This is a genomic window from Pseudomonas vanderleydeniana (assembly GCF_014268755.2).
GTDB lineage: Bacteria > Pseudomonadota > Gammaproteobacteria > Pseudomonadales > Pseudomonadaceae > Aquipseudomonas > Aquipseudomonas vanderleydeniana.
The window spans coordinates 4,499,341-4,525,952 of sequence record NZ_CP077093.1 but is presented as its reverse complement, the minus strand read 5'-3'; the positions used below and the strand labels follow the sequence as shown (position 1 = coordinate 4,525,952).

23 protein-coding genes and 1 pseudogene are annotated in these 26,612 nt (G+C 58.4%); 15 read left to right on the top strand and 9 right to left on the bottom strand.

All coding sequences use genetic code 11. From position 1 onward, the window contains the following. Positions 1-47: 47 nt before the first annotated feature. Both HU752_RS20115 and HU752_RS20110 read right to left on the bottom strand, forming a co-directional pair. Positions 48-701, bottom strand: coding sequence for a hypothetical protein (locus HU752_RS20115; protein ID WP_186689321.1), 654 nt, complete (start codon positions 699-701; stop codon positions 48-50). Between the two features lie 84 nt (positions 702-785). Then, positions 786-1,223, bottom strand: coding sequence for a hypothetical protein (locus tag HU752_RS20110; protein WP_186689318.1), 438 nt, complete (start codon positions 1,221-1,223; stop codon positions 786-788). A gap of 579 nt (positions 1,224-1,802) precedes the next feature. On the opposite strand from HU752_RS20110, the gene HU752_RS20105 reads away from it, so the two are divergent. Both HU752_RS20105 and HU752_RS20100 read left to right on the top strand, forming a co-directional pair. Beyond that, positions 1,803-2,003 (top strand): hypothetical protein, encoded by a 201-nt coding sequence (locus HU752_RS20105; protein ID WP_186689316.1) that lies wholly within the window; start codon positions 1,803-1,805, stop codon positions 2,001-2,003. 55 nt (positions 2,004-2,058) lie between these two features. After that, positions 2,059-2,610 (top strand): STY4526/YPO1902 family pathogenicity island replication protein, encoded by a 552-nt coding sequence (locus tag HU752_RS20100; protein ID WP_186689314.1) that lies wholly within the window; start codon positions 2,059-2,061, stop codon positions 2,608-2,610. Between the two features lie 183 nt (positions 2,611-2,793). Here HU752_RS20100 and HU752_RS20095 read toward each other — a convergent pair whose 3' ends face one another. Beyond that, on the bottom strand, positions 2,794-3,204 hold the full coding sequence (locus tag HU752_RS20095) for a hypothetical protein (protein ID WP_186689311.1): 411 nt from the start codon (positions 3,202-3,204) through the stop codon (positions 2,794-2,796). A 599-nt stretch (positions 3,205-3,803) separates the two neighbouring features. Here HU752_RS20095 and HU752_RS20090 point away from each other — a divergent pair. Continuing rightward, the gene (locus HU752_RS20090; RefSeq protein ID WP_217838493.1) at positions 3,804-5,000 is read left to right on the top strand and encodes an IS256 family transposase; all 1,197 of its coding nucleotides are present in this window, start codon (positions 3,804-3,806) and stop codon (positions 4,998-5,000) included. A 265-nt stretch (positions 5,001-5,265) separates the two neighbouring features. Here HU752_RS20090 and HU752_RS20085 read toward each other — a convergent pair whose 3' ends face one another. Together HU752_RS20085 and HU752_RS20080 are read right to left on the bottom strand one after the other, a co-directional pair. Then, entirely contained in the window at positions 5,266-5,907 is a 642-nt protein-coding gene (locus HU752_RS20085; RefSeq protein WP_186678837.1) for a TetR family transcriptional regulator, read from the bottom strand. 35 nt (positions 5,908-5,942) lie between these two features. Further along, positions 5,943-6,716, bottom strand: a complete 774-nt coding sequence (locus HU752_RS20080; protein WP_186678839.1) for an IclR family transcriptional regulator — start codon at positions 6,714-6,716, stop codon at positions 5,943-5,945. Between the two features lie 233 nt (positions 6,717-6,949). On the opposite strand from HU752_RS20080, the gene HU752_RS20075 reads away from it, so the two are divergent. From HU752_RS20075 to HU752_RS20065, 3 genes are read left to right on the top strand one after another with little or no spacing between them, the layout of a single operon-like run. Continuing rightward, positions 6,950-8,086: an efflux RND transporter periplasmic adaptor subunit gene (locus HU752_RS20075; protein WP_186678841.1), complete on the top strand. Its 1,137-nt coding sequence runs from the start codon at positions 6,950-6,952 to the stop codon at positions 8,084-8,086. A 52-nt stretch (positions 8,087-8,138) separates the two neighbouring features. Next, the gene (locus HU752_RS20070; protein WP_186678843.1) at positions 8,139-11,288 is read left to right on the top strand and encodes an efflux RND transporter permease subunit; all 3,150 of its coding nucleotides are present in this window, start codon (positions 8,139-8,141) and stop codon (positions 11,286-11,288) included. Next, positions 11,285-12,697, top strand: a complete 1,413-nt coding sequence (locus HU752_RS20065; protein WP_186678845.1) for an efflux transporter outer membrane subunit — start codon at positions 11,285-11,287, stop codon at positions 12,695-12,697. Before HU752_RS20070 ends, HU752_RS20065 begins: the two co-directional genes overlap by 4 nt. Positions 12,698-12,858: 161 nt before the next feature. Here the strand turns inward: HU752_RS20065 and HU752_RS20060 are convergent, their stop codons facing one another. Together HU752_RS20060 and HU752_RS20055 are read right to left on the bottom strand one after the other, a co-directional pair. Then, complete coding sequence (locus HU752_RS20060; RefSeq protein WP_186678847.1) at positions 12,859-13,860, bottom strand: amidohydrolase family protein; 1,002 nt, start codon at positions 13,858-13,860, stop codon at positions 12,859-12,861. A gap of 73 nt (positions 13,861-13,933) precedes the next feature. Continuing rightward, the gene (locus HU752_RS20055; RefSeq protein ID WP_186678849.1) at positions 13,934-15,706 is read right to left on the bottom strand and encodes an acyl-CoA dehydrogenase C-terminal domain-containing protein; all 1,773 of its coding nucleotides are present in this window, start codon (positions 15,704-15,706) and stop codon (positions 13,934-13,936) included. A gap of 213 nt (positions 15,707-15,919) precedes the next feature. Between HU752_RS20055 and HU752_RS20050 the strand changes: the two genes are divergently transcribed. The 9 genes and pseudogenes from HU752_RS20050 (at position 15,920) to HU752_RS20010 (ending at position 25,122) form a co-directional block, all read left to right on the top strand. After that, entirely contained in the window at positions 15,920-17,149 is a 1,230-nt protein-coding gene (locus HU752_RS20050) for an acyl-CoA dehydrogenase family protein (protein WP_186678860.1), read from the top strand. 39 nt (positions 17,150-17,188) lie between these two features. Next, the gene (locus HU752_RS20045) at positions 17,189-17,698 is read left to right on the top strand and encodes a flavin reductase family protein (protein ID WP_186678861.1); all 510 of its coding nucleotides are present in this window, start codon (positions 17,189-17,191) and stop codon (positions 17,696-17,698) included. A 70-nt stretch (positions 17,699-17,768) separates the two neighbouring features. Then, positions 17,769-18,698, top strand: coding sequence for a VOC family protein (locus HU752_RS20040; protein WP_186678870.1), 930 nt, complete (start codon positions 17,769-17,771; stop codon positions 18,696-18,698). Between the two features lie 37 nt (positions 18,699-18,735). Next, on the top strand, positions 18,736-19,605 hold the full coding sequence (locus HU752_RS20035) for a fumarylacetoacetate hydrolase family protein (protein WP_186678871.1): 870 nt from the start codon (positions 18,736-18,738) through the stop codon (positions 19,603-19,605). 67 nt (positions 19,606-19,672) lie between these two features. Continuing rightward, on the top strand, positions 19,673-20,608 hold the full coding sequence (kce, locus tag HU752_RS20030; protein ID WP_186678872.1) for a 3,5-dioxohexanoate:acetyl-CoA acetone transferase: 936 nt from the start codon (positions 19,673-19,675) through the stop codon (positions 20,606-20,608). A 143-nt stretch (positions 20,609-20,751) separates the two neighbouring features. After that, positions 20,752-21,930: an OmpP1/FadL family transporter gene (locus HU752_RS20025; protein ID WP_186678883.1), complete on the top strand. Its 1,179-nt coding sequence runs from the start codon at positions 20,752-20,754 to the stop codon at positions 21,928-21,930. 115 nt (positions 21,931-22,045) lie between these two features. Beyond that, positions 22,046-22,798 (top strand): TetR/AcrR family transcriptional regulator, encoded by a 753-nt coding sequence (locus HU752_RS20020; protein WP_186678886.1) that lies wholly within the window; start codon positions 22,046-22,048, stop codon positions 22,796-22,798. Between the two features lie 761 nt (positions 22,799-23,559). Further along, positions 23,560-23,688, top strand: a pseudogene (locus HU752_RS20015) (DUF2256 domain-containing protein); the annotation flags it as partial. 183 nt (positions 23,689-23,871) lie between these two features. Further along, positions 23,872-25,122: a DUF1173 family protein gene (locus HU752_RS20010; protein ID WP_186678889.1), complete on the top strand. Its 1,251-nt coding sequence runs from the start codon at positions 23,872-23,874 to the stop codon at positions 25,120-25,122. Here the strand turns inward: HU752_RS20010 and HU752_RS20005 are convergent. Continuing rightward, positions 25,100-25,735: a hypothetical protein gene (locus HU752_RS20005; RefSeq protein WP_186678891.1), complete on the bottom strand. Its 636-nt coding sequence runs from the start codon at positions 25,733-25,735 to the stop codon at positions 25,100-25,102. The genes HU752_RS20010 and HU752_RS20005 overlap by 23 nt on opposite strands. 196 nt (positions 25,736-25,931) lie before the next feature. Continuing rightward, positions 25,932-26,558, bottom strand: coding sequence for a hypothetical protein (locus HU752_RS31815; protein WP_225920030.1), 627 nt, complete (start codon positions 26,556-26,558; stop codon positions 25,932-25,934). Positions 26,559-26,612 lie beyond the last annotated feature (54 nt).

The window sequence follows — 26,612 nt, the reverse complement described above, 5'->3', positions numbered from 1 at the left end:
TGGTCAGGTCCGAAGCCTGACCTCAATGGTTTTGAATCGGCGTCGCCTTACTGGCTGCCGCTGTAGTGCGGATACTGCTCCGGTATGCAGAGCACATCGGTCTCATCGAGTGCCTTGAGCACGGGGTTCCTCCATTTCAGCAGCTCGAAAAACCGCTTCAACTCCTGCGCTTCTCGGTAAACGACATCAGCGATGTCGGTCTCGTGGGTGCAGGTCTCAGCCGTGATCTTGCGCTGAAACATCCGCAACCAGAGCTCAACCTCAGAAAGCTCATGGGTCACTTCAGCGGGACGACGCCAAACGATCTCCGACTCCTCGACCACGCCTTGCAGTAAACACGCAGTGCCCAGGCCCATGGCTTGGGTGCTGGCTCGATAGGCCTTGGCCGCGGTGTAGTAGACCTCGACCCGGTGCGGTTCAAACAGGGCACCTGGCTGGATCTGTGGGTAGGCATACAGGTCGAAGAACTTCGAGGTGCAGAGCCTGATGGCATCCTCGATCGAACCACTGTAGCCCAGGATGTATTCCGCTTTGACCTGGCGATAACCGACGCCTGGGCCATTGATGGGCAGTTTCAGCTCGCCTGTGCAGACGATGGTGAACTGCTTGAGTAACGCATCCAGTCGTAGGAACGAATGGGGCGCGTAGGGGTTACGAACAAACGGAAAAAGCGGCCGCAGCACGTCCAGTAATTTTTCCATGGTGATTCTCCTGTTCACAAAATAGAACGCGGAGAATTCGCCCGGCGGGGAGGATTCCCCGCGTGGGTGGTGACAACGAGTGTCTTAGTTGAAGAACTTCAGTGCCGCGAACAACAAGCTACCGGCGATCCCTTGCAGTGCGGTCATGACGACCACCATGCGCACGGTCAGCGTGGTGTTCAGGTTGGCCATCTCTTTGAGCAGGCTTTGCTCCACGGTCTTCAGGGCAGTCGCCACTTTCGTGATGTCTGCCTTCAGTTCGAAGCGAACGTCTTTGAGCTCAGAGCGAACCGCTGCGATTTCATCTTTCAGCTCTGTACGAACTGCCGCGATTTCAGCCTTCAGCTCTGTGCGGAAGGTGGCGATCTCGGTCTTCAGTTCATTACGAACCTCGGTGAGATCGGCCTTACTAGCCAGGACAGTGGTCATTTGTTTCTCCAGCGCATTCACGATAGCGGACGCGTTTCGATGCGGCATGCCGCTGTTGCGTAGCGCGCCGTAAAACACGGTTTCCATTTTCATCAGACCTCCAGATTTCATGGAGGGCCTGCCCATACGGGCGAGGCCCGTATGGGGGAAACATCAAGAACAACGTGCTTCCATCGACCGCAATGGCAGTCGAGTGGTCGCATCGTGGGAAGCTTGGCGACCGGGTGGTTGGATCACACGCAATGGCGCGTCGTAGCCCCTCCGATCCCAAGCTACTGTGCATGTCGCTGACAAGGTCAGCCAGACGCCCCGTCACAATGACGAGCCCACGGGCGGTCGTCAAAGCCTGCTCTGCAACAAGCTTTTACCGACCCTGAATCGGATACCGGCTCCCTACAGACCGCGGGGCATCGCGCCCTGACTACCCAGCCACGAGCACCCCACAGCAGCTGCCCGCTTTTCCTCAATAACGTGACGCCTTGCCCTACAGATGCATTTGAGCCCAACAACTAAATATTGAGGTGCAGCACAACAACGAGCAGCAGGGGATCGGATGAGGCGCTGCGACACGGCCCTGGTTTCGTCGTTCGCCCTCAGAAAGTTCGCTCCGCTGGCTCAGTTATCACGCTCATCGCTTCGCGATACGAGCGCCTTCACACGGAGTACCCACACATGGATTTGAGTTCTGACAACACCGCCGAAGGGACCTGCAGGGTCCTACTCACCATCAGCCTGGAACAGACGAGTCGAGACGGCTTTTTGCTCGAGCTGGTCAGTCACGTGAACGACTGGCCCGGCGTCGATCTGCTGGGCATCGAGTTCGTGCCGGAGCCCGACGAGGCCGATGCCGGCCCCTTGAACACGTTCAGCTGAAACCTACCGGCCCGCATGCGGGCCGCTTTCTGACCATGGAATGGTGGAGGTACACATGCACCCTTTGAATATGGCGGCAGCCTTTCAAATCATGAGCAACATCAAGAACGGCCAACTGCGTCATTGCCTGGCCATGGGGTTTGACGAGAAAGACCTGTCGACCCTGAGCGATCCCCGATACATGGGCGCCCTGGCAAACTCACCGGTGCCCTGGTTCAAGCTGCTGATCGACGGTGAGGTTGTCCATCGCTTGCTGGCGCATGTCCGGGACGGTGATGAGGAGGCCTTGATCAGCCGTGCAATCAGCTTGGGGGCGAGCGCTTCGATGATCCAGGAGCTGTTCGGGTTGCCACCCAAGGAGGTGGCGGTTCGGCGCAACATGCTGGGCCTCGAATACCGCAAGGGGCGCTGGCCCCTGATCGGTCATGAGGAGGAAATGCGCCTGTGGAATCACTGGCAGCGGATTTCGAAGGAGCAGGGCACCGATATCCAGAATCCCCACTCGATGCTGCACGCGGCAATGTTGATGACCGAATGCGAGCCGGCCTTGAACTTGACCATGGTCTGGACACAGGTCCAGCGCTGGATGGCCGACGACCTGCTCTGAGGTTCGACCGTTGCGCCAGGTCAGGAACGCGATGTTCCCTTGGCCTGGCGCACGGCGTTGAGCCCCATCTCTGCGAACGCCCCGTTCGCCGCTTGATACTTCCTCTCTGCTGATCCCTCTTTCCTGACCTCGTAAAAAAGTCCACTCACCGGTGAAGGTGAGTAGACAAGCAGTTGGATTCAGTTACTTGCGGTTATGAAGGTCTTGCATGCAGTCGAACTCATCGGCCAGCAGCATGACGGTATGTGTCCTGCTGGGGGCGGTGCGGATGAACAGGCAGACCTCATCGTTGGCGCCTGAGTAGTAGACTGAGGACAGTCCCTCACCGTTTTGCAGCGCTTGCTGGTTGATAGCCCATTCTGCCAGGTCCAGGTTTCCCCAGTCGCAGAGTAGATGCCGGATCAGGTAGGGAAGGCCGTCAAGCATTCCCAAATCTTGAAGCGCCTGCACACCATCAGTCATGAGCAGCCTGCCCGGTTCAAAGGGCAATGGCAGATCCTGGCTGATGTTGAGTACGCGCAGGATCAGCGAGGCATGTGCGTCGCAAAACTGAGCCGCCAACAGCGCTTGGTACATCGTTGTTTGTGTCTTCATTCAGACCTCCGGATGACAGGGGGAGGGCCGGCCCCAACGGGCGTGGCCCGTAGGGGGAAAACATTGAGAACAGCAGTGCTTCCACCGACCGCAGTGGCAGTCGATTGGTCGCATCATGGGAAGCTTGGCGACCTGGGGAGTGGATCATGCGCAATGGCACATCGTAGCCCTTCAGATCCCAAGCTACTTCGCAGCGTGCTGACAAGGTCAGCTGTTCGCCTCTGCACAATGAATAACCCGCGTGGGCCTGTCAAAAGCCAATCTACTACTGGTTTTTTCTGGAGCCGGTCGCAGACAGCGGCGCCTGACTCCGTACGTGGGATCGACGTCAGGTGCCTTGTGAGAGCGCTTCAGCCACTACTCAAGGATTTCGCACCGTACCTGCAGGTCGACGCCATCCAGAAAAGCCAGCTAAACAAGGGCTATGCGCCCAGCCATGGCGGACAGCAGATGGACAGCTCGTTGATGTTTGAAAGATCGTGTCCCTAGAAGTGGTGTAACTGAACCAACCGAAGGCGCCCTGCGGGCGAAAGAGGTGGGTCATCGTGGTTCTTGGCTAACGTTGAGTTTGCGGACTTAACCTTCACCAGGAAACCACGATGACCAAGCCCACTATCGCATTGACCGAGTTGGTTGAGAAAGGGGCAGACGCTGATCTGCTCAAGCAAATGATCCAGTTTGTTGCCCAGCGCATGATGGAGTTCGACGTCGAGGGCTTGTGCGGCGCCGGTTTCGACGTCAAAAGCCCTGACCGAACAAACAGCCGCAACGGCTACCGCGATCGCCTCTGGCAAACTCGCGCTGGCGACGTTGACCTGAAGATCCCCAAGCTGCGCCAGGGCAGCTATTTTCCCGGTTTTCTCGAACCACGACGCACCGCCGAAAAGGCCATGGCAGCCGTGATCCAGGAAGCCTATATCCAGGGCGTTTCGACGCGCTCGGTCGACGAACTGGTCAAGGCCATGGGCATGTCCGGCATCTCGAAAAGCCAAGTATCCAGGCTCGCTGGCGAGATCGATGAGCGCGTCCACGCCTTCCTTGATCGACCGCTTGAGGGCGATTGGCCCTACCTGTGGATTGACGCTACCTACGTCAAGGTGCGGGAGGCCGGGCGCATCGTCTCGGTCGCCGTCATAATCGCTGTGGCCGTGAACACCAACGGCGGGCGCGAGGTGCTGGGTATGCGGGTTGGCCCGTCGGAAGCCGAACCGTTCTGGACGGACTTCCTGAGAAGCCTGATGCGACGCGGGCTGCGGGGTGTGAAACTGGTGATCTCTGACGCTCACGAAGGGCTCAAGGCCGCTGTTTCCAAGGTTTTCCACGCGACCTGGCAACGCTGTCGCGTTCACTTCATGCGCAATGCCATGGCCCATGTCGGCAAGGGCCAGCGCACCATGGTAGCGGCCTTGCTGCGCACGGTGTTTGCCCAGGACAGTCGAACCGAATGCCATCAGCAATGGCGGCTGGTGGCTGATCAACTTCGTGAGAAATACCCCAAGATCGCCACGCTCATGGACGGCTGCGAAGATGAAGTGCTGGCGCACATGGCCTTCCCGAAGGCACATCGACAGCAGTTACACAGCACTAACCCGCTGGAACGGCTAAACGCTGAGATCAAGCGGCGTACCGAAGTGGTGGGCATCTTCCCCAACGATCCGGCGATTACACGGTTGGTTGGGGCAATGCTGCTGGAGCAGAACGACGAGTGGTGCCTGCAACGGCGCTATATGCAGTTGGAGGCCTTCGAGGCGGTCAGCGATAATCCGCAGGCCAAGCTGTCGGCCGTGATCAACTAAACGGCAAACTCAGTGGCCAGAGCCATGATGAGTTACACCACGTCCTGGGACACGATCGTTTGAAACTATTGGTACTTGGCCGTTGGAGGCGCAATGTCCGATGTATAGCGGACTGGCTGTAACTTATAGTTTGTCAAACCGTGGCTTCGATATGCTTTGGCCTTGTAAAACTGAGGCGCTTAGCCAGTTGCACGCTCAAGGACGTGGAGCAGAACTCCTCATCTGACGGCCAGAGCAATCAAGGTTAGCGCAGCGAGCAATCTGATCATCTCGAGCGCTGCACCTTTAAATTGCCTGGCTCAAACAAAGCAAAAATCAATCGTTCGATCGTGAAGGCCATAACTGTGAGATCAGTTTCGGCAGGTTTCATTACCCAATGAGAGACCATGCCTGATACATAAGCTTTTACCCCTGCGACCGCGACTGGAACGTTGCTATGAGGGGTCCCGTCTTGCTGCCGAAAGCGTGCGCTTAACGCCACGGTCAGGTAGTTTTTGATACGATCCAAAATCGCGACCAAACGGCGATGCGCCGGGTGGTCGTCGCTAACCACTTCTGTGCGCTTCAGCAGTATCAACGTGATCCTGTGCTGTCGCGAGTCATCAACGGTTTCCTGTACTGCCTGGCTAATGATCTCTCCCAACTCCTTGGGTGAGGGCGCCTGTTCAAGAGAAACAAACTGCTTGGGCAAACGGTCCCACGGCAACTGTACGTCCTCAAGCAAGGCATCCAGCAACTGCGCTTTGTCACGAAAATGCCAATAGATCGCACCGCGAGTCAGACCGGCGCGCTCAGCGATTTCCTGCAACGTCGTGTTGGCATAGCCGTTTTCACTGAAAACTTGTTCGGCGGCATCCAGAAGCAGGTCATAAGTCTTGTCTGATTGCTCTTTGGGTTTCCTGGCCATAACGCGCCCTCTCTTTCATGCACTTGATATGAGGTTCAAACACCGCCCACGAGTTTGATGATCGAAGCTTTGCAATCTTCCAATGCTTGCCTGTATTGGCCTGCGCGTGTCCGATAACGTGACTGAGGAGCCACAACGGTGACTGCATGCGGTCCCATAAAAGTCGGAATCAGGATTGCGCAAGCACTGATCCCCGGGGTGTGTTCTTCATCATCAGTGGCAAAGCCGCTAACACGGATTCGACTCAGCTCATCCATGAGTGATGAGAAGTCTCGTGTCGAATCGGTGAAACGCTGAAGCTCAGTGCCCAACCATTGTTCGACATCGTCATCGGTCAACGTCGAGAGCAGCGCCTTTCCGTCAGCCGTTGCATGCATTGGCAACGAGCGTCCCATAGGGAAAACCACCCGCAGTTCTACCTCGGCGATCACTCGATCAATGACAACCACCTGTTTGCCACTAATGCAGGACAAAATGACTGTTTCCTGCAGCTGTTCGCTCAGTGATTCGAGTGCCTTCCGCGCGATAGAGATAATGTCGGTGTGGGTCTGATGGATCAATTGCGCGAGTGCGGGGCCCAAGCGAAATCCGTTACCGGGACGCATCGCTTCCACCAACTGCTCGGTTTCAAGAGCCGCAACGATTCGCTGCACCGTAGACCGTGCTAGGCCTACTTCTTGGGCGATAGCGGTCAGGCTCAAACCCTGTGGATGACGCCCAAGCGCGCGCATCACGGCACTAGCGCGTGCGATCACTTGAATACCGCTCGAACGAGCGTTTTCGATATCAGTGTCTATCCCATTACTCATTTTCTGCCTCATACGATGGGGGGCCTGCGGCGCGCGCATTGCGTCTTTGACTAAGAGGCCGAGTTTACAGATTCCATCACCCCATCACTTCCTACTCAGTTGCATAATTTGAAATGACCGCATTATGATACACCGAACCGCATTGCGGGCGACGCGCTTTGCATCGTCAATTTATTTCTGCCGCTGTGTCAGCGGGGTGGCCGTTGTCCGCTCACGCTTCAAAGGAGTATCGAATGAAAATCAAACCTTCCCGGCAGGTCTGCCGGGTGCTGCCGATGACATTGTTGCTACTTGCCGGTTGCAAGGAAGCGGCGCAGGTTGGGGTTCCGAAGCCTCCGGAAGTGGGCGTTGTCACGCTCAAGGCTCAGAGTGTGTTGTTGAGCAGTGAGCTGCCAGGACGCACCTCAGCTTTACGTGTCGCTGAAGTGCGCCCACAGGTCAGTGGCATCATCCAGAAGCGTCTGTTCAACGAAGGCGCGATGGTGAAAAAAGGACAACAGCTGTACCAGATCGACCCCTCGAGTTATCAGGCGGAGTACGACAAAGCCAAGGCTAATCTGAATACCACGCGCAACCTGGCCAAGCGCTACAAGACCCTCGTGGAAAGCCGCGCAATCAGCCGCCAGCAGTTCGACGACGCCGATGCTAATTTCCGTCAGGCACAGGCCGATCTAAAAATGGCGCAAATCAACCTCGAGTACACCAAAGTTCTGGCACCGATCGATGGTCGCATCAGCCGTTCTAATGTGACGGAAGGGGCGTTAGTCAGCACCAATCAGACAGAGGCGCTCGCTTCGATCAACCAGCTTGATCCGATCTATGTCGACGTCACTCAGGCATCCACCGATTTGTTGCGGCTGCGCCGGGAGGTGGCGTCCGGACAACTGAGCATGGCCGGTCCTGATCAAGTCCAGGTTCAGCTGACTCTGGAGGACGGCACCGCGTACGCCCAACCGGGAACGCTGAAATTTACCGAGGTGACGGTCGATCCTGGCACAGGGGCTGTGACCCTGCGTGCCGTATTTCCTAACCCCGAAAACATCCTGCTGCCTGGAATGTTCGTTCACGCCAAGCTGGCAGAAGGTGTACGCGAACAGGCAATTCTTGTTCCGCAGCAGGGCGTGACCCGTGACTTGAAGGGACAAGCCATAGCGTTTGTGATAGGTGCAGGTAACAAGGCAGAGCTCCGCGAGCTCAAAGTCATGCGCACCCTGGGCAACCAATGGTTGGTGGAATCTGGCCTTAACGCAGGCGATCAGGTCATCACAGAAGGCGTGCAGCGGGTCAAAGCTGGCATGGAATTGGCCCCGGTGCCGGCGCGCAATGTCGCCCCCAACGCAACGATAGGCAGTGCCGCGCAGCGACCCTGACCGGCACTCAGCCATGACGCTACGGCGTTTCTCGCATTACAGGTAATTCTCAATGGCTAACTTTTTTATCAACCGGCCGATCTTCGCCTGGGTGATCGCGATTGTGATCATGCTGGCGGGTGCTCTGTCGATCCTGAAACTGCCGATCAACCAGTATCCGAACATCGCGGCCCCTGCGGTCAGCATCACGGTGACCTATCCGGGCGCTTCGGCGCAGACCGTACAGGACACTGTGGTCCAGGTGATCGAGCAGCAGCTCAACAACCTCGATGGCTATCGCTACATGTCGGCGGAAAGCAACAGCGACGGCAGTGCAACCATCATCGTCACCTTCGACCAAGGCACCAATGCCGACATCGCCCAGGTACAGGTGCAGAACAAGTTGCAACTGGCGACTCCGCTGCTGCCTCAAGAGGTACAGAAGCAGGGCCTTCGCGTGGCGAAGTATCAGATCAACTTCATGCTGATCCTGGCGCTGTATTCCGAAGATGGCTCGATGGACGATTTTGACATCGGCAACTTCATTGCCTCCAACCTAAAAGATCCGATCACCCGTTCCAAGGGTGTCGGTGACTTCCTGTTGCTGGGCTCGCAATATGCCATGCGCATTTGGGTCGATCCGCAGAAACTGGTGAGTTATCAGCTCACACCTCAAGACGTGATCGATGCCGTGCAATCGGAAAACGTGCAGATATCATCAGGCTCGCTCGGCGGCCTGCCGACTCATAAAGGGGTGCAACTGAACGCGACGATTCTGGGCAAGACCCGGATGCAAAGCGCAGAGGAATTCAACGAGATTCTTCTCAAAGTCAATCCGGATGGCTCACAGGTTCGCGTTCGAGACGTCGCCGAAGTCGGGCTGGGCGCCGAGAGCTTTAGCATCTCCGGCACCTACAATGGCAAGCCGGCCTCGGCCATAGCCTTGCGCCTAGCCACTGGCGCGAACCTGCTTGATACGGTCAAGGCCGTGCGCGCCACCGTAGCTGAAATGGAGCCCTATTTGCCCAAAGGCTTGAAGGTCGCCTATCCCTACGACACATCGCCAGTAGTTGGAGCTTCTATTCACGAGGTCGTTAAGACGCTGTTCGAGGGCATCCTGCTGGTGTTTCTCGTGATGTACCTATTCATGCAGAACATCCGCGCCACTCTGATCCCGACACTTGCAGTGCCAGTGGTGTTGCTTGGTACATTCGGGGTGCTAGCAGCCTTTGGTTTTACAATCAATACCTTGACCATGTTCGGGATGGTGCTGGCCATCGGTTTGCTTGTGGACGACGCCATCGTTGTGGTGGAAAACGTCGAACGGGTCATGATTGAGGACGGCTCTTCTCCGAAAGAGGCCACGCGCAAATCGATGGGGCAAATCCAAGGCGCGCTGGTAGGCATCGCGTTGGTATTGTCGGCGGTGTTCGTGCCAATGGCATTCTTCGGCGGGGCCACGGGCATCATCTATCGCCAATTCTCTGTGACGATTGTTTCGGCCATGGCCTTGTCGGTTTTGGTAGCGTTGATCTTCACACCTGCGTTGTGCGCCACCCTGCTCAAACCTGTGCATGCCGATCATCACCATAAGAAAGGCTTTTTTGGATGGTTCAATCGCTCGTTCGATCAAGCAGCAGACAAATACAGGGGAGGGCTAGCCATTATCGCCCGACGCAGGAAGCTGTTCCTGTTTGTGTATGCAGCAATTATTGGCGGCGTGATCCTGCTCTTCCCGAAGATCCCGACGGCATTCTTGCCTGAGGAAGATCAGGGAACGGTTTTTATCCAGGTGCAGATGCCACCCAATACCAGCGCCGAGCGAAGCCAGGCAGTGCTTGATGAAGTCCGGGATTACTTGCTTGTGCATGAAAGCGGCATCGTTGATTCGGCCTACGCCGTCAATGGCTTCAACTTTGCCGGTAGAGGACAGAACTCGGGCATGCTTTTCGTTGCTCTTAAGCCTTGGGAAGAGCGCACCGGTGACGACACCACGATTAGTTCTCTGGCGGGACGTATTCAGGCGCGAGTTTCTCAGATCAAAGATGGATTCGTGATCGCGTTCATTCCGCCCGCCATTATGGAAATGGGTAATGCCAGCGGCTTTGATATGTACCTGCAAGACCGCACCGGGCTCGGCCACGAAAGTCTGATGCAAGCGCGCAATCAGTTCCTTCAACTGGCGGCGCAAGACCCGGTACTGGCCCGTGTGCGCCCCAACGGCCTGAGTGACGAACCACAGTATCAGGTTCAAATCGACAACGAGAAGGCCCGGGCTTTGCAAGTGAGTATCGCGGATATCAACAACACAATGACGACGGCATGGGGCTCATCCTACGTCAATGACTTCATCGATCGTGGCCGGGTAAAGAAGGTCTATGTTCAGGGCGAAATGGCAGCGCGGATTTCCCCGGAAGATATCGACAAATGGTATGTCCGCAACGCCCGTGGCGAGATGGTGAAATTCTCAGCATTCGCGACCGGTCACTGGACGTATGGTTCGCCCAAGCTTGAGCGCTACAACGGTATCGCCGCGGTCGAGCTTCAGGGCGAGCCGGCTCCAGGTTACAGCTCCGGCGACGCCATGGCGGCTGTGGAGCGTATCGCCAAACAGCTGCCTGATGGCATTGGTCTGCAGTTCACCGGGATGTCCTATGAAGAGCGCATGTCCGGATCCCAAGCCCCTGCGCTGTATGCGATCTCGATATTGATCGTGTTCCTGTGCCTGGCGGCTTTGTACGAAAGCTGGTCGGTACCGGTGTCGGTGATTATGGTGGTGCCGCTGGGTGTCATCGGTGCCGTAATGGCGACGCTGCTGCGTGGGCTGTCAAACGATGTGTTCTTCCAAGTCGGGTTGCTGACCACGGTAGGCCTGTCGGCGAAAAACGCGATCCTGATCGTCGAGTTCGCCAAAGCACTGCATGAGGAGCAGGGCAAGCCCTTGTTTGAAGCGGCAGTGGAAGCGGCGCGCCTGCGCCTGCGGCCGATCATCATGACATCGATGGCGTTCATGCTCGGCGTCCTACCGCTGGCGATTTCCAACGGCGCAGGCTCCGGCAGTCAGCACTCCATCGGTACTGGTGTCATCGGCGGCATGGTCACGGCAACCTTCTTGGCAGTGTTTTTCGTGCCGATGTTCTTTGTCGTGATCTGCAACTTGTTTGGCAAGAAAGCCCCAAGCCTTAGCAAGTCCCATGCACAACTCTCCGGAGAGCAGCGATGAGCATTTTCCGACTGCGCGCCACCGTGCTGGTGGCGCTGATGGGCGTTGGCGGCTGTTCGCTGATCCCAGATTACCAACGTCCAGAGGCCCCGGTGGGGCAGGGCTGGGGAACCTCGCCAATTGCGCAAGCCAATGCGCCGCGCGTGGCGTGGCAACAGTTCTTCAGGAGCGACGCGCTGCGCGAGTTGATCACTCAGGCACTGCTGAACAATCGCGACCTGCGTGTAGCGGCCCTGAACATCGAAAAGGCTCACGCGCAGTACCGGATTTCGCAGGCCGATCTGCTGCCCTCGATCAATGCGTCGGGTTCGGGCGCCAGTCAGCGCGTACCGGCTGATCTGAGTACCACTGGCGACAATCAGATAACCCATCAGTACAGCGCGGGCGTGGGGTTTACCGCCTACGAACTGGACTTTTTCGGGCGGGTTCGTAGCCTCAATCAACAAGCGCTGGAGCTCTACTTCTCCACAATCCAGGCGCAACGTAGCGTGAAGGTGGCGCTGATCGCAGAAGTCGCCAGCGCCTATTTCCAGTTGCAGGCGGATCAGCAGTTGCTAGGCATAGCCCGCAAAACGCTGGCCAGCCAGCAGGATAGTTATGCGTTGGTCAAAAGCAGCTACGACCAGCAGATTGCGACGGAGCTTGACCTGAGCCAGGCCGAGAGCACCGTGCGCACCGCTGAAGCTGCGCAGGCGCAGTACGGGCGGCAAGTGGCTCAGGATAGGAACGCGCTGGTGCTGTTGGTGGGCAAGCCGCTAGCGCCTGAAATGTTTGCGATGGTCGCCATCGACGCCCAGGCGGTTGATGAGCAGTTGCCGGTGGGGCTGCCGTCGGACCTGCTGATGTACCGACCTGACATTTTGGAGGCCGAGCACCAGCTCAAGGCTGCCAATGCCAATATCGGTGCAGCGCGGGCGGCGTTTTTTCCCAGCATTACGCTGACGGCCTCTGCGGGAGCGGCCAGCGCTGATTTGGGCCAACTGTTCTCCGGTGGGCAAGGCACCTGGAGCTTCGTGCCATCAATCAACATCCCGATTTTCAATGCTGGACGCAATCAGGCGAATCTTGACGTCGCTCGGGTGCAGTCCTCCATTGAGGTCGCTAATTACCAAAAGGCCATTCAAGTCGCTTTTCGTGAAGTCGCCGATGGCCTGGCTGCCAGAGATTCGTTGACCACCCAAGTCATCGCTCAGACCCGGCTCGAACAAGCCAACCACCGTAACTATGTGCTGGCCGACAGTCGGTATCGCGAGGGCGTGGACACTTACCTCAACGCCCTGGACGCGCAGCGCAATCTATTCAGCGCTCAGCAAAGTTTGGTCAATACCAAGCTTGCCCGGATCAACAATCTGGTATCGCTCTACAAGGCGCTGGGAGGTGGAGAGAGCACGGAGCTCGCCACCCGTTAAGCTCACTGACCGCAAACGTCCGATCTAGAGTCTCCTCCCCTTGGGCCCGCATGCTGTTGATGTGGGCTCTTTTTTTTGCGCGCGCTCAATGCTGCATCGCAGGATCGGTTGCTACGTAAGCCAGGCCATCGGGACTCAGCCGCACCCGATGGCCTGATCCTTCAGGCAAGTCTAGGGAACAGGGTCAACGCGTTATCGCGCAGCACTCGTTGCAGCAGAGTTGGCTTGAGCAACGGCGTGCCATCGAGTATCTGGGATAATGTGCTGACCACAGGCTCCGGCGTAAACGGCCAGTCGCTGCCGTAGAGCAGCTTGTTGTGGTCGGCGACCTCAAGCAGCAGTTTTAATTGATTAGGGACTGGAAAGCCCGCCACGTCGAAATGCAGGCTACGGATCAACTTCGCCATTCGCTCGCTGGTCAAGGGTGAGGGCAGATTCAGCAACACCGATGTCCCGACGAGGCGATCCAGCAGCAACGGCAAGGTGGCGCCTGCATGGGGGATGATCAAGCGGATGTCGGGGAATCTATCGAGGGTGCCCTGCAAGATCATGTTCGTGACGGCGCGGCTGGTTTCAAACAGGAATTCGATCAGAGGTGCAGGGTAGCCCATGGTCAGGGTTTGGTTGCAGCATGCGCAGTTTGGGGAAGTGGGGTGGATGAACAGCACGGCCTTGCGCCGGTTCAGTTCTTCGAAGACCGGATCAAGGCGCGCATCGCCTGGATAAATTCCGTGGTGGTTGGTTTCGATCACGATGCCGTCAGCGTGTAAGACATCCATCGCATAGCTAAGCTCGCGCAGCGAGCCTTCGACATCAGGTAGCGGCAGGGACGCGAACAGCCCGAAGCGACCGGGGTAATCGTGCACCGTCCGGGCGCCGTCCTCGTTGACCGATCTTGAGAGCGCGCGTGCTTTGGCGTCATCGCCAAAATGAACGCCTGGGGATGAAATCGACAACATGGCGGTGGCGATGCCGTTGCGATCCATCACCTCCAGCGCTTGCGTTGCGCTCCAGTCCGGCAGGTACGGAAAGCCGTCTGGCTGGCCTCGTCCGGCAGCGATGACCTCTTCGCGATAATGTTTGGGCAAATAATGCGCGTGCACATCGATGCGCGAGGGCTCGACAGCGGCGGCGTTCGGGTTCGAGGGAGGGGTAGAGTTCATTGGGCCTCTCGACGGTGATGGTAATGTTTGCGTACAGCGCCAGCCTCTGTGGGCTGGCCGCTACACGATGAGGTCAGAACTGCTCGGCGGTCAGCGCATACAGCGAGTTGGTGCCATTGCGGATACAGGCTTCCAGGCTCTCGATGCGTGGCAGCAGCCGTGCGAAGAAAAACTCGGCGGTGGCACGTTTGGCGCCGTAAAACTGAGTGTCGGTGTCGTAGTAACGGTCGGCGAGTTCGGCCATTCGCGACCACAGGTACGCATAACTAACGAAGCCGAACAGGTGCAGGTACTCCACGCAGCTGCCGCTGATGATGTGGGGGTGGGAGGCGGCTTGCTCCCTCAGCCATTGGCTCAGATCGACCAACCGGTCTAGGGCCGATTGCAACGGGGTAGCGTACCCGGAGCGCGTGTGCTGAGCATGTTCGCGGATTTCGTCGGCGAATAACTGCAGCGCCTCGCCCGAGCCTCCCAGTACCTTGCGACCGAGCAGGTCCAGGGCTTGAATGCCATTGGTGCCTTCGTAGATCTGAGCGATGCGCACGTCGCGCACCAGCTGCTCCTGGCCCCATTCGCGGATGTAGCCATGGCCGCCGAATACTTGCTGGCCCAGCACGCAGCTTTCCAGGCCGTTGTCGGTGAAGAATGCCTTGGCCACGGGTGTCAGAAGCGCGACGAGAAGGGAGGCACGCGAACGCGCGTGCGGGTCAGGGGAGTACTTGCTCAGGTCCAGTTGTTGTGCGACGTAGCAGGCGAATGCGCGGCCGCCTTCGGTCATGGCCTTGATAGTCAACAACATGCGGCGCACGTCGCCGTGGACGATGATCGGGTCGGCGATGCCAGCCGAGACGGCCGTCTTATCGGCAGAGCGGCTTTGCAGGCGCTCCTGTGCGTATTTGCGCGCGTTCTGGTAGGAGGCTTCGGCGCAGCCCAATCCCTGAATGCCGATGGACAGGCGCTCGTAGTTCATCATCGTGAACATCGCTGCCAAGCCTTTGCCAGGTTCACCAATCAGCCAACCGGTGGCGCCATCGAAGTTCATCACGCAGGTCGCTGAGGCCTTGATTCCCATCTTGTGCTCGATCGAGCCGCAGCTAACGGTATTACGGCTGCCTAGAGAGCCATCTTCATTGACCAGCACTTTAGGGACCAGAAATAACGAAATGCCTTTGGCGCCAGGCGCCGCATCAGGGAGTTTGGCCAAGACCAGGTGAATGATATTTTCGGTCAGGTCCTGCTCACCGCCGGTGATGAAAATCTTACTGCCGCTGATCCTATAACTGCCGTCTGTGCAGGGTTCGGCACGGCTTCGGATCAGGCCTAGATCGGTCCCGGCGTGGGCCTCGGTCAGGCACATCGAACCGGCCCAGCGGCCTTCGTACATTGCCGGCAGGTAGCGGCTTTTCAGGGCTTCGTCAGCATGGGTATCGAGGGCAAGGCAGGCGCCTGAACTCAAGACCGAATACAGCGCGAAGCTGCTATTGGCGGCATAGAGCATTTCTTCGAACAACACTGAAAGCATCTTCGGAGCGCCCAATCCGCCGTACTCGGGGTTGCCACTGAGCCCGACCCACCCGCCTCGAGAATACGTTGCGTAGGCATCGAGGAACCCGGCTGGGGTGGCGGCCTTGCCGTCTGAAAAACTCACGCCCTCTTCATCGCCGCTGCGGTTGAGCGGCGCTATTAGCCCGCTGGTGATGCTGGCCGCTTCTTGCAGGATGGCGTCGGCCGTTTCGGCGTCGATCTGTTGCGCAAGTCCAGGCATATCGGCCCAGAGGGCAGGGGCCTGGAACAGTTCGTTGAGCACAAAGCGCATGTCGCGCAGCGGAGCATTGAATTCGGGCATTTGCACTTCTCTTGTCGTTGTTGAATGAATCTTTGGAATCTCGTTTTTTGGGCGTCAGGTGCGACCCAATCGGGGGCTAAAAATTTTTTGAGGACATTCTCAAAAAATATATTGATGACTCTATCAAAAATGATGAATATATCAATAATGCTCCGGTACGGTGACACCCCGGCCTGGAGACCGATAACAACAACACGAAAAACAGGTGAAGCAATGACTGCAATTCTCTATTCCGAACCCGCCCATGCTGCTGCTGATCAGGCGCAGACCGCCGCCACGCTTCTCGATTACGCCCGTACCCTGGTGCCCCGCTTGAAAGCCCGCAGCAAAGACACCGCGCAACTGGGACGCCTGCCGCCCGATACCCTGGCCGACCTCGAAGCGGGCGGCCTGCTGACCCTGACCACACCCCGTCGCTATGGCGGCAGCCAAGTGTCGGTGCGCACCTTTTTGGAAGTGGTGGCCGAGCTGGGTCGTGGTGATGCGTCGGTGGCCTGGGTCGCGGCGCTGACCAACGTCACCACCTGGTGCGCGGCGGCCTTCTTCGGTGAAGAGGCGGCTCAAGAGGTGTTCTGCGGCACCAAACCCGCCCGCGTCACGGGCGTGCTCTCGCCGCGCAAGGCGGTGGTGCGCAAGGTCGAAGGCGGTTATCTGATCGAGGAGGGCATGTGGGGCTTCAACTCCGGGGTCAACCATGCGACCTGGGACATGCTCGGCATTCCGCTGGTCGACGAGCACGGCAAGGTGGTTGATCAAGGCGTGGCGCTGATTCCTGTCGAGCAGTTGCAGATTCTCGATGACTGGAATGTGATCGGCATCAGCGGCAGTGGCAGCTCTACTGTCACCGCCAGCAAGGTCTTCGTGCCGCACTCGCGCATCGCCTCGGTGACCCGGGCCATCGAGGGCGATTACCTGGCCACGCACCTGGCCGGTGAGTCGCTTTACCAGAGCGCGTGCATGCCGATGCTGGCGATCATCCTGGCGTTCCCGGCGCTGGGCCTGGGCGTGGCGGCGCTGGAAACCTTCCTAGAGACCCTGCCACGGCGCGGCATTCAGTACTCCTGGTACGCGAAGCAGTCCGAAGCGCCGATCACCCACCTGCAAGTGGGCGAGGCCTCGGCGAAGATCGATGCGGCCCGCGTGATTCTCGAGCGCCACGCCGACGCCATTGATGCCAGCGCGGCTTCGGGCAGTTACATGGCGTTCAATGAACGAGCCAAGGTTCGCCGCGACGTTGGTTATGCCGAAACACTGATCTGGGAGGCGGTCGACCTGTTGGCTTCGGCATCTGGGGGCTCGCTGGCCTCGGTCAACAATCCGATGACTCGCATCTGGCAGGACGCACGCATCGCCTCGCTGCACGGCATCGTCAGCCCCAACACCAACTTCGAGACCTACGGCCGGATTCTCTGCGGCAATACGCCGGGTACACCGTTCATTTGAATGCGAACCCGCAATGCGTATCGACCGGGAGTGAGCACCATGCAAATCAAAGAAGTGGAACCGCGAATCTTTCGCCGCGTGATGGGCAAGTTCGCCACAGGCGTCACCGTGATCACTTTCAGCCACGAAGGGCAGTTCAGCGGCATGACGGCCAATGCGTTCATGTCGCTGTCGATGGACCCGCCCATGGTGCTGATCGCGGTGCGCAATCAGGCGCGCTTCGCTGCCAGCGTCAAACCAGGTGATGCCTTCGGCATCAGCTTTCTGCGCGAGGACAACGAGGCGCTGAGTAGCCATTTCGGCGGCCGTCCGCAAGCGGATTTGGAGCCGGACTATCGCCTGCTGGGTGAGGCGCCGGTGTTGGCCGGTGCGCTGGTGCAACTGGCGGTGCGGGCCAATGCGGTGCACGCCGGTGGTGATCATCTGATCTACACCGCTGATGTGCAGGCAATCGAGGAGTCGGACGGCAGGCCATTGCTGTTCTATTCGGGTTCCTACAAGCAGCTTCACGCGCTGGATCCGGCGACCTGCTGGTTCGATCTGGGCTGAACCATCGCCGGGCTCCGGGGCCCGGCGATCCGCACGATGCCCTCCAACAATGACAATAAAGGAGCACAGCATGATTGCTGTACGCGATATCGCCTACGTCCGTTATCAGGTGCCGGATCTGGATGTCCAGGCCGATTTCCTGCGCGACTTCGGCCTGCGTCACCACGCCCGCACGGAGACCGCCTTGCACATGTCCGCCTACCACGGCGGCTATCCGGCCTACATCGCCGAGCTAGGCCCAGCCAAGGCGCTTGGCGTCGGCTACCGCATGGACAGCTTGCAAGCCTTGCAGGCTATCGGTGAGCGCTTCGAAAGCCCGGTGCGGCCCAATGACGAGTTGGGCGCCGGCTGGGTCGTGACGCTGCGTGATCCGGACGGGCTGCGGGTTGATCTGCTGTATGGCGGCCAGACGGTCGAGGTGCAGGACGTGCGTCCTGCCCTACAACTGAATACGGTTGATGACCGCCGACGCCTGGGCAGCACCAATCGGGTCAGCGTGCAACCGTCCTGCGTGATGCGCCTGGGCCACGTAGTGCTCAAGACGGTCAACTTCAAGGAAATGTTCGCCTTCTACCAAGACGTGCTCGGGCTGCGGGTTTCGGACAGCTATTACGCCGCGAACCCGGGCAACACCGTGGCGGCCTTCATGCACTGCGGGCTGGGCGAGGAATACACCGACCATCACACCGTGGCGCTGTTGAATCTGGGAGCTGCGGAGCCGGGTTTCGATCACTGCGCTTTCGAGGTGCTCGACTGGGACGACCTGGCCTGCGGCAACCAGTACCTGCGCCAGCAGAACCGTCGCCATTCATGGGGTATCGGCCGCCACGTGCAGGGTAGCCAGATTTTCGACTACTGGCTCGATCCGTTCGGCAACAAGGTCGAGCACTGGACCGACGGTGACCTGGTCAACGACGCGATGCCAGTGGGCAGCGAACCGTTGTCTCCTGACGCCCTGGCGCAATGGGCGCCGCCGTTGTCTCCAGACTTTCTCGATTGATCTTGCTTTTACGCTAATAGTCATAATAGGAACGCTCATGAAAATCGCTCGATATACCTACAACGGCAAGACTTCGATTGGTTTGGTACGAGACCAGCTTATAACCAACATCGATGCTTTGTTGCCAAATGCCGATCTGGTTGATGTGGGCACTCTCCTTGGCAACCCCCAAGCGATGGCTGCCGCCCGCGAGGTGGGGCTCAACGATCACAACAGTGTTGCGTTGAATCAAGTGAAGCTGGAGGCACCTATTCTGCGCCCGGGTAAGTTCTTGGCCCTGGGCATGAACTACAAGGACCACGAAGCCGAGGCGCTACGCCTTGGCGTAGCTATTCCGACCTCGCAGGTCTGGTTCAGCAAACAGATCACCTGCATCAACGGTCCGTTCGACGATGTGCATCACCCGGCGGTGTGCGAGCGCCTCGACTACGAGGCAGAGCTGGGCGTGGTGATCGGCAAGGGCGGTCGGCGCATCAGCGAACAGCAAGCATTGCAGCACGTGGCCGGGTACTTCGTGGCCAACGACGTCAGCGCCCGCGACTGGCAGGCCAAGAGCCCAACCTGGACGCTGGGCAAGTCCTTCGACACTCACGGCCCCATCGGCCCGTGGATCACCACCGCCGATGAAGTCGCCGACCCGCAGCAACTGACCGTGACCCTGAGCGTCAACGGTGAACGCCGTCAGCATTCCTCGACCGAATTGATGACCTACAGCATCGCCCGGCAGATCGCTTACCTGAGCGAAGTCATGACGCTTGAGCCTGGCGACATTCTGATCACTGGCACCCCAGCAGGCGTTGGTATCGCCATGCAGCCTCAGGTGTTCCTGCAGGCCGGCGATGTGGTGAGAGTTGAGATCACCGGCCTGGGCTATATCGAAAACACCATCGTTGACGAGCCGCGATAACCGCAACGTAGCGGCATCGAACCTCGATGCCGCTCCATGCATCCATTTGCCTCGGGGAAAAACAGCCATGGCTGCCAAAGTGCCAAAAGTCATTATCACCTGCGCCATTACCGGTTCCATTCATACGCCGTCGATGTCGCCGTATCTGCCCATCACACCCGAGCAGATCGCCCGCTCGGCCATCGAAGCGGCAGAGGCGGGAGCAGCGGTGGTGCACCTGCATGCCCGTGATCCGCAGAGCGGCATGCCGAGTCAGGACCCGCGTCTGTTCGAGCATTTTCTGCCGCAGATCAAACGCGAATCGGACGTGGTCCTGAATCTGACCACCGGCGGTGCGCCGACCATGTCGGTGGAAGAACGCATAGCGCCAGCCCTGCAGTTCAGCCCGGAGATCGCCTCGCTGAACATGGGATCGATGAACTTCGGTATGTATGAACTGCTGCAGCGATACACCGAGTTTCAGCATGAGTGGGAACAGCCGTATCTGGCGGCCAGTGAGGAGCGGATCTTTCGCAACACCTTCAAGGACATCGCCCAGATCCTGGCCGCCTGTGCCGAGAACGATACGCGCTTCGAGATCGAGTGCTACGACATCGGCCACCTGTACACCGCTGCGCATTTTCGCGACCGCCTGTTTTTGAAGGATCCGTTGTTCATTCAGTCGGTATTCGGCATTCGCGGTGGCATTGGCACCCACCCCGAAGATGTCGTGCACATGAAGCGCACCGCTGACCGCCTGTTTGGCGACAGCTATCACTGGTCGGTGCTGGGTGTCGGTGCGCAACAGCCGCGCATCGCGACCCAATCGTTATTGATGGGCGGCCATGTGCGGGTGGGGCTGGAAGACAACCTGTGGCTGCGCAAAGGCAGGTTGGCGCAGAGCAATGCCGAACAGGTGAGCGCCATCAAGGCGGTGATCGAGTCGCTGGGCTTCTCGGTTGCGACTCCGGATGAAGCGCGGGAAATCATGCAGTTGAAAGGGCGCGACAAGGTCGCCTTCTAAGTCGTTGTATCGATACCGCGAACGTATTTCGCTTTTTGGGGCGAGATCGTGGTTTCGACGCTGTTTTCAAGCCCCATACGTGCGCTGTAAACGCTTTGATCGATCAGTTCCAACAACAATAAATAAACTGTGCAGGCGTAACGATGAATAACAAGAAAACTATGCTGAATGCATTGGCGACGGGGCTGCTGTGCGCCTCTTCGATTGACTGCGCATCGGCGATGAACTTCAACATTCCCACCTCCGCCAGTGTTGAGTCGGCGCAAATGGGCGGCGCGTCCATGGCGTTCCCGCAATCCACCGCCATTGCCAGCGACAACCCGGCGGGCATGGTCGAGTTGGGCAATCGCATTGATGGTGATGTGCAGCTGTTCTTCGGCAGCTTCCGTTCAAGCTTTGGCAACGAACACAATCGTGATGATTTCAAGGTCCGCGTACCGGTGCCCTCCGGTGGCGTTAACTTCATGCTCGATGAGCGGACTTCGGTGGGCATGTCGCTGTATTCGATCGGCTCCGGCTCCGACTACAGCCACGCGGCCATTCCGGGGAAGGGGTTTCCGGCGGTGAAAACCAAGATCACCCACATCAACTTTGCGCCAACCATCGCGTACAAGCTCACCGATGATTTCTCCGTGGGTTTCTCCGTGCTGCTGGGCATCCAGCAATTGCAGGCTCGCGGCCTCGTCGCACCGCAGCCGGATGGCAGCCTGGGGGTTTCGCCGACCCACGGCATCGTCACCACCACCGGGCTTGGTTGGCGGATAGGGGGCTTATGGAAAATCAATCCTCTGCTCAGCGTCGGCGCTTCGTATTCGCCGAAAATGCGCTTCAGCGATGCGTCTGGCTACAAGGACGATCTGCTGGCGATTTCCGGTGGACATCTGGATCTGCCGGAGCTGGCGGGCATAGGCCTGGCGCTGCACCTGACGCCGGATTTGACGGTTGCCGCCGATTACCTGCGCATTGAGTGGGACAAGGTCGGCTTCTTTAATAACCCCGACGGCGCCGGGTTGAATAGCCAGAACGTGTACCGCTTCGGTGTGTCGTGGAACGCCGTGCAGTCTTTGACCCTGCGCGCTGGCTTCAAGCGCGCGAGTGCAGCGGTGGACTCCGACCACACCAACGCTAACTACTTCTCGCCGGGCATCCTGAACAACTCGGTGTCGGCCGGCTTCAGCTACCACCTTTCGCCGCAGACCGACCTGTCGCTAGGGTACGAATACGAGATCCCGGAAACCATTCGCGGCCGCGGAGCCAGCACTGGTACCAACATCGGCGCGCATTATTCGTCGGTGCTGATGGGAATAGGCATGCGGTTCTGATGAAACCAGAAAGCCAGACGGGTCTAAATGAAGATGCGTCTGGCACGCGCTGTCACCGTTTGAGCTAGTCGGTTATTCTTGCTTCACCGCTCAATAACGCAAATCGATCAGCATCATGACTAAAAAGAGAGTGCCTACACCCGCACCCGCCAAAAGGCCAGCGACGGTCGCTCCGGCCAGAAGCAAAGCCACTTTGACCGAGGTTAAGCCGGACGTCAGCGCTGAAACCACGGGTGAGTTGCGCAAACCACGTATCAACGAAAAGGCTCGCCAGAGAACCCGCAGCAAACTCCTGCGCGCCGCCCGGTTGGTCATGGGGCGCAAGGGGATAGAAGCCACCGCTATTAATGACATCACTGAAGAGGCAGAGCTTTCGTTCGGCTCCTTTTATAATTACTTCTCCAGCAAGGAAGAGGTAGCGCGTGCCGTGTTCATCGACGACGCATTGGCCATGATAGAAGAGCTGGACGCCACGACATGCCCCTCCTCATGTATTGCTGAGCGCGTGGGAGTTAACATCCGAAGGACTATTCATCGCGGCTTGACTGACCCTGTCTGGGGCTGGTTTCTAGTGCATTCGGTCTACAGTATTAACGACATGATCGAAACTATGGGTAATCCGCTGGCACGAGATATCCGTATCGGGAATGATGAAAATGCTTTCCATGTTATGGATATTGCTTCCACCGTAGACTGTATTATTGGCGGCATGCTCTATCTTCTTCGCAAGATCCTGGAAGGGGAACGTCCAGCTTCCGCAGTTGAGAGCATGGTGGAGTTTATCCTCGGTGGGCTCGGCGTCCCTCATGCAGAAGCCGAGCGTATCGTTGGAATAGACTTGATAGATTACGGAATTGAAGATATTTGAAATTGTCATCTTTTTTTAGATAACAAGGATGCTATTGCTTCGAGATGAAGGGTGTTAACGATCAGTTGTTTTCGAGCGGCCGAAATTTTTCTATCTGCGTTCCACATTGTCGCCGATCGTAGTGGTGCAACAATAATCGGCGCCAATCGCCTCAGTTTCTACTTGAGTGCTGGTTCGATTGAGCCCTTAAGGGGCTATGGTATCGGTCGAGTAATTGCGAATATGGATGAATTGCTCCTGCATCCGGCTGGCACTGTCTCTCAAAACGGTATAGCTATACCAGCGATAGCCTGCAAAATTTTCACGCACTTCGATCAAGGCCTGTGTTTCTGGTGAAGTTTAAGTCCGCAAACTCAACATTAGCCAAGAACGACCATAACCAACCGCTTTCGCCCGCAGGGCGCCTTTGGTTGGTTCAGTTACACCCCTTTCTGGGACACGATCACAGCGCCGGCCAGTGCACTGGCTCATACGTGCCAGCGATGTCCCGTTCGCTTTGGCTCAATGGATGTTGCCTGAGGTATAGCGAAATCTGTGGGTATCTAACTGTGGCTAGTGGGTTTCATTAGACATGGCTATATTCGTGTAGGCATCAGCCTGTTTGAGATCGATCTGGTCCCGTGCGATGATTTCCTCGTGATGGGGGCGGACGGAGCGGGCGGGGCCTGACAAACCCTCTCTGGAACAAGCGTCTTACGCGGGCGGCCGTCAAAAGGTGCCGTTCGCGATTCGTCATGCTCTTGCGAGCAGGAGTCAGGCATTTGAAAAAGGCCGATCTACCCGTCAAAACCTGCGCGACCTGCGGCTTGCCCTTCACTTGGCGGAAAAAATGGATTCGCTGCTGGGATGAAGTGCGTTACTGCTCAGAGCGTTGTCGGCGAAGCAAGTCTCCCAGCAACCAGCAGGCCAAGGGCCATTGGTTTGTTCTTCCTGGCCTGGCGATGGTTCAGCTCCGTGGGAGGCCTTTGGCAAACACCTTGTAACGTGCTCACGCTTCGATCCCCAGGCGCTCGGGGCTACAGTCGGTCTATAGCGCCCGCTACCCAATGGATCAAGGCAAGGAGTGCCTGTGCATGGTGTATGAGCGATTCCCCGTCGTTATTGACGGCAAACCCTTCTCGACGATTGTCCAGACTCAGCACGAGTACGCCAGCGCCTGGAAGGCCACGCTCGAAAAAGCCTATGGCCGCACCCATGCCACCTGCCGCTGCCCAGGCAGGGGGGCGCGCAAACTGGCCATCAAACGCCGGGACGACACTGACGGTTTTCACCTGGCCCGCTTCGCCGGCACAGGCCCTGAGCACGCCAACGAATGCCGCTTTTACGCCCCTGCACCTGAGCGCTCCGGTATGCAGGGCTATGAGGTCGGCGTGGTTGAGGAGGGCGACGACGGCACGCTGCGTGTCCGCCTGGCCCGCGGCCTGGTCGAACGACCCGCCAGAGCCTCCACCCTCAGCGGTGCTCGTCTGCCCCAGAGCACCAGCGGTACCCGCAAACGCGCCATGACGCTCCTGGGGCTACTCTGCCTGGTCTGGCAGGAGGCCCGCCTGAACATCTGGTACCCCGCGATGGAGGGCAAACGCAACAGCGGGCAGGTCCATGGCCTGCTGCGCAAAACGGCCCACCGCATCAAGGCCGGTCGTCTCATGCTCCACCAGGTGCTGATGGTGTCTGCCGCGCCACGTTCCAAGGCCGAGGCTGCCAACAGGACGGTCACGCAGCAGGTGAGCAAGGCGGGACGCAGGGCGCTGGTGATATCGCCCCTGGCCCGCTTTGACGTCAGCCAGCACGACGCTTCGATGAGCAGGCTGCCCATCGCCGGGCGTTATGGCATGCCGTATCTGAACCTGGCGCAGGAGGTCTGGGAGAGCGCCCAGAAACGCTTTCCTTCCGAGGTCGCGGCTTGGACGCGCGGCGAGCGCGTCATGGTGATGGCTCAGCTCAACCTGCACCCTGGCAAGGCCCAAGTGCAGGCCGAGGTGACCGACTTGGCCCTGATGCACATCAGTCCGCGCTGGATCCCGCTGGACTCTGGCTACGAGTCCATTCTTGAATCAACGTTGGCCGGTACCGGCCGTAGCTTCGAGAAACCCCTGCGCTACGATGCGGGCGAGTGTGAGTTCTTCCCTGACTTCTGGCTCCTGGACATGAAGCGCGACTTCCCTTTGGAGGTCTTTGGCATGGACACCCCTGGATACCTGGCCCAAAAGGCCCGCAAGACCGAGTGGTACAACCGGGTCTACGGCCCTGATGGCTGGTGGAGTTGGGAGGCTGCGCTGATGCCGGATGCGGGCCAGGTCTCTACTTTACCGACTGTGCGATAGGGGTAGGCCCCGCCGGGAGCGAGATCGAAGCCGAAGGGGTAGCCGCGCTGCTCAACGCGTGAGTAATGGACGGTGCGTCGAGTACTGCACGCAGAACCTCGGCTCCGGCTCCAACGAAGTTGTTCACGGGGCTGCTGTTTTTGACATTGCACGCTGCCAGCACGGTGCCTTGTTCATCTATCACCGATACGGTCACGTCAAAGTCGAACCGGGCATTCATGTAGGCGTCCATCTTCCACTCCCGCAGGGTCACCACCAGCAACCGCTGGCCATGAGATGCGGCGTTAGCCCCATCGCTGGCGGCCACCTTCACGGAGGCCTTGGTCAACGCCACACGCAAGGCCTGCTCAATGTCGGCGGCCAACGGCATGCCTGACTCTGTGTTCACGTTCCAGGGGTTGTAGTAGAGACCCCGGAGCCGACCCACGAACGTGGGTTGCTTCTCGAGCGCCAACACATAGGGGCGCTGATCGATCACCTGCAATTGAACGGGAGCAGTCGTGCGGACGGTCAGCTCCGGGCTCGCCTTTCGATAGTCAATCGTCTGGCCAATGGCGCAGCCTCCCAGCGTGAGCAGAGCGCAGCCGAGCATTAAAATCCTGAGGTACAGCATGGGTTCATTCCATTTGATGGCCGAGCCGGCGATTGTAACCTGCGTGCCTTTAGCTCGATGCACCTGGATGCTGTTCGTTGGCCCGTTCGGTGTTTGCTGAGATGTTGAGCTGAGGGAGTGAAACAAAAAAACCGCCCACTTACCCCATAGGGCAAGCAGGCGGTTGCGAGGCCTCAGCTAGGCTGGGGCAGGGTGGTTAGTATTCCGAGGGCAGGAGCAGCGTGGTGCAGCTTCTGTCCGCTTCAGTGATGATCCAGAGCTTGTCCTCTCCTTCGGTGTCTATGTTGTACGCGGAGAACAATCGTAAGCCGTGCTCCAGCGCGTACTCGTTGCTCTGCTTGTCTTCATCGCCGAGGTCCCCCCAGTCACCGGTCAGGTGTCGATTGACGTAGACCGAGGCTTCCAGCCGTCGCTGTTTCATCAAGGCATGCACAGCCTTCGTGGCTACCACCTGGCCAGGTGGGAAAAACAACCCAGGTACACGCTGTTCAGGGTCATGAACCTCATCCCTGAGCGTGATGTGCAGCCCACAAGGCCGGCCCTCTGTGCGCAACACGACAACACGTAGTTTGAGCCAGTGATCCTTTGACAGATCACCCGTCGTGATCACGCACGGCACCTCTATGTCATAGAACGCCTGAACGTCAGAGGTGGTGCGCAGAACAATGGCTTCCAGTGCGGCGAGGACGGCGTCATCTTTGCGCTGAAACAACTGCTCAGGTGTGGCGTCACCTTCCAGGTTCATGGCGTGCCAGGCTTTCTCAGAGAAAACGATAGGCGTTTTGGGTGATTCATCCTGCTGCTTGCTCAGATCATTGAACACAATGGAGCTCTCCAGATAAGCCCAGCACGGAGAGCCACCTCGCCCGAGCGGGGA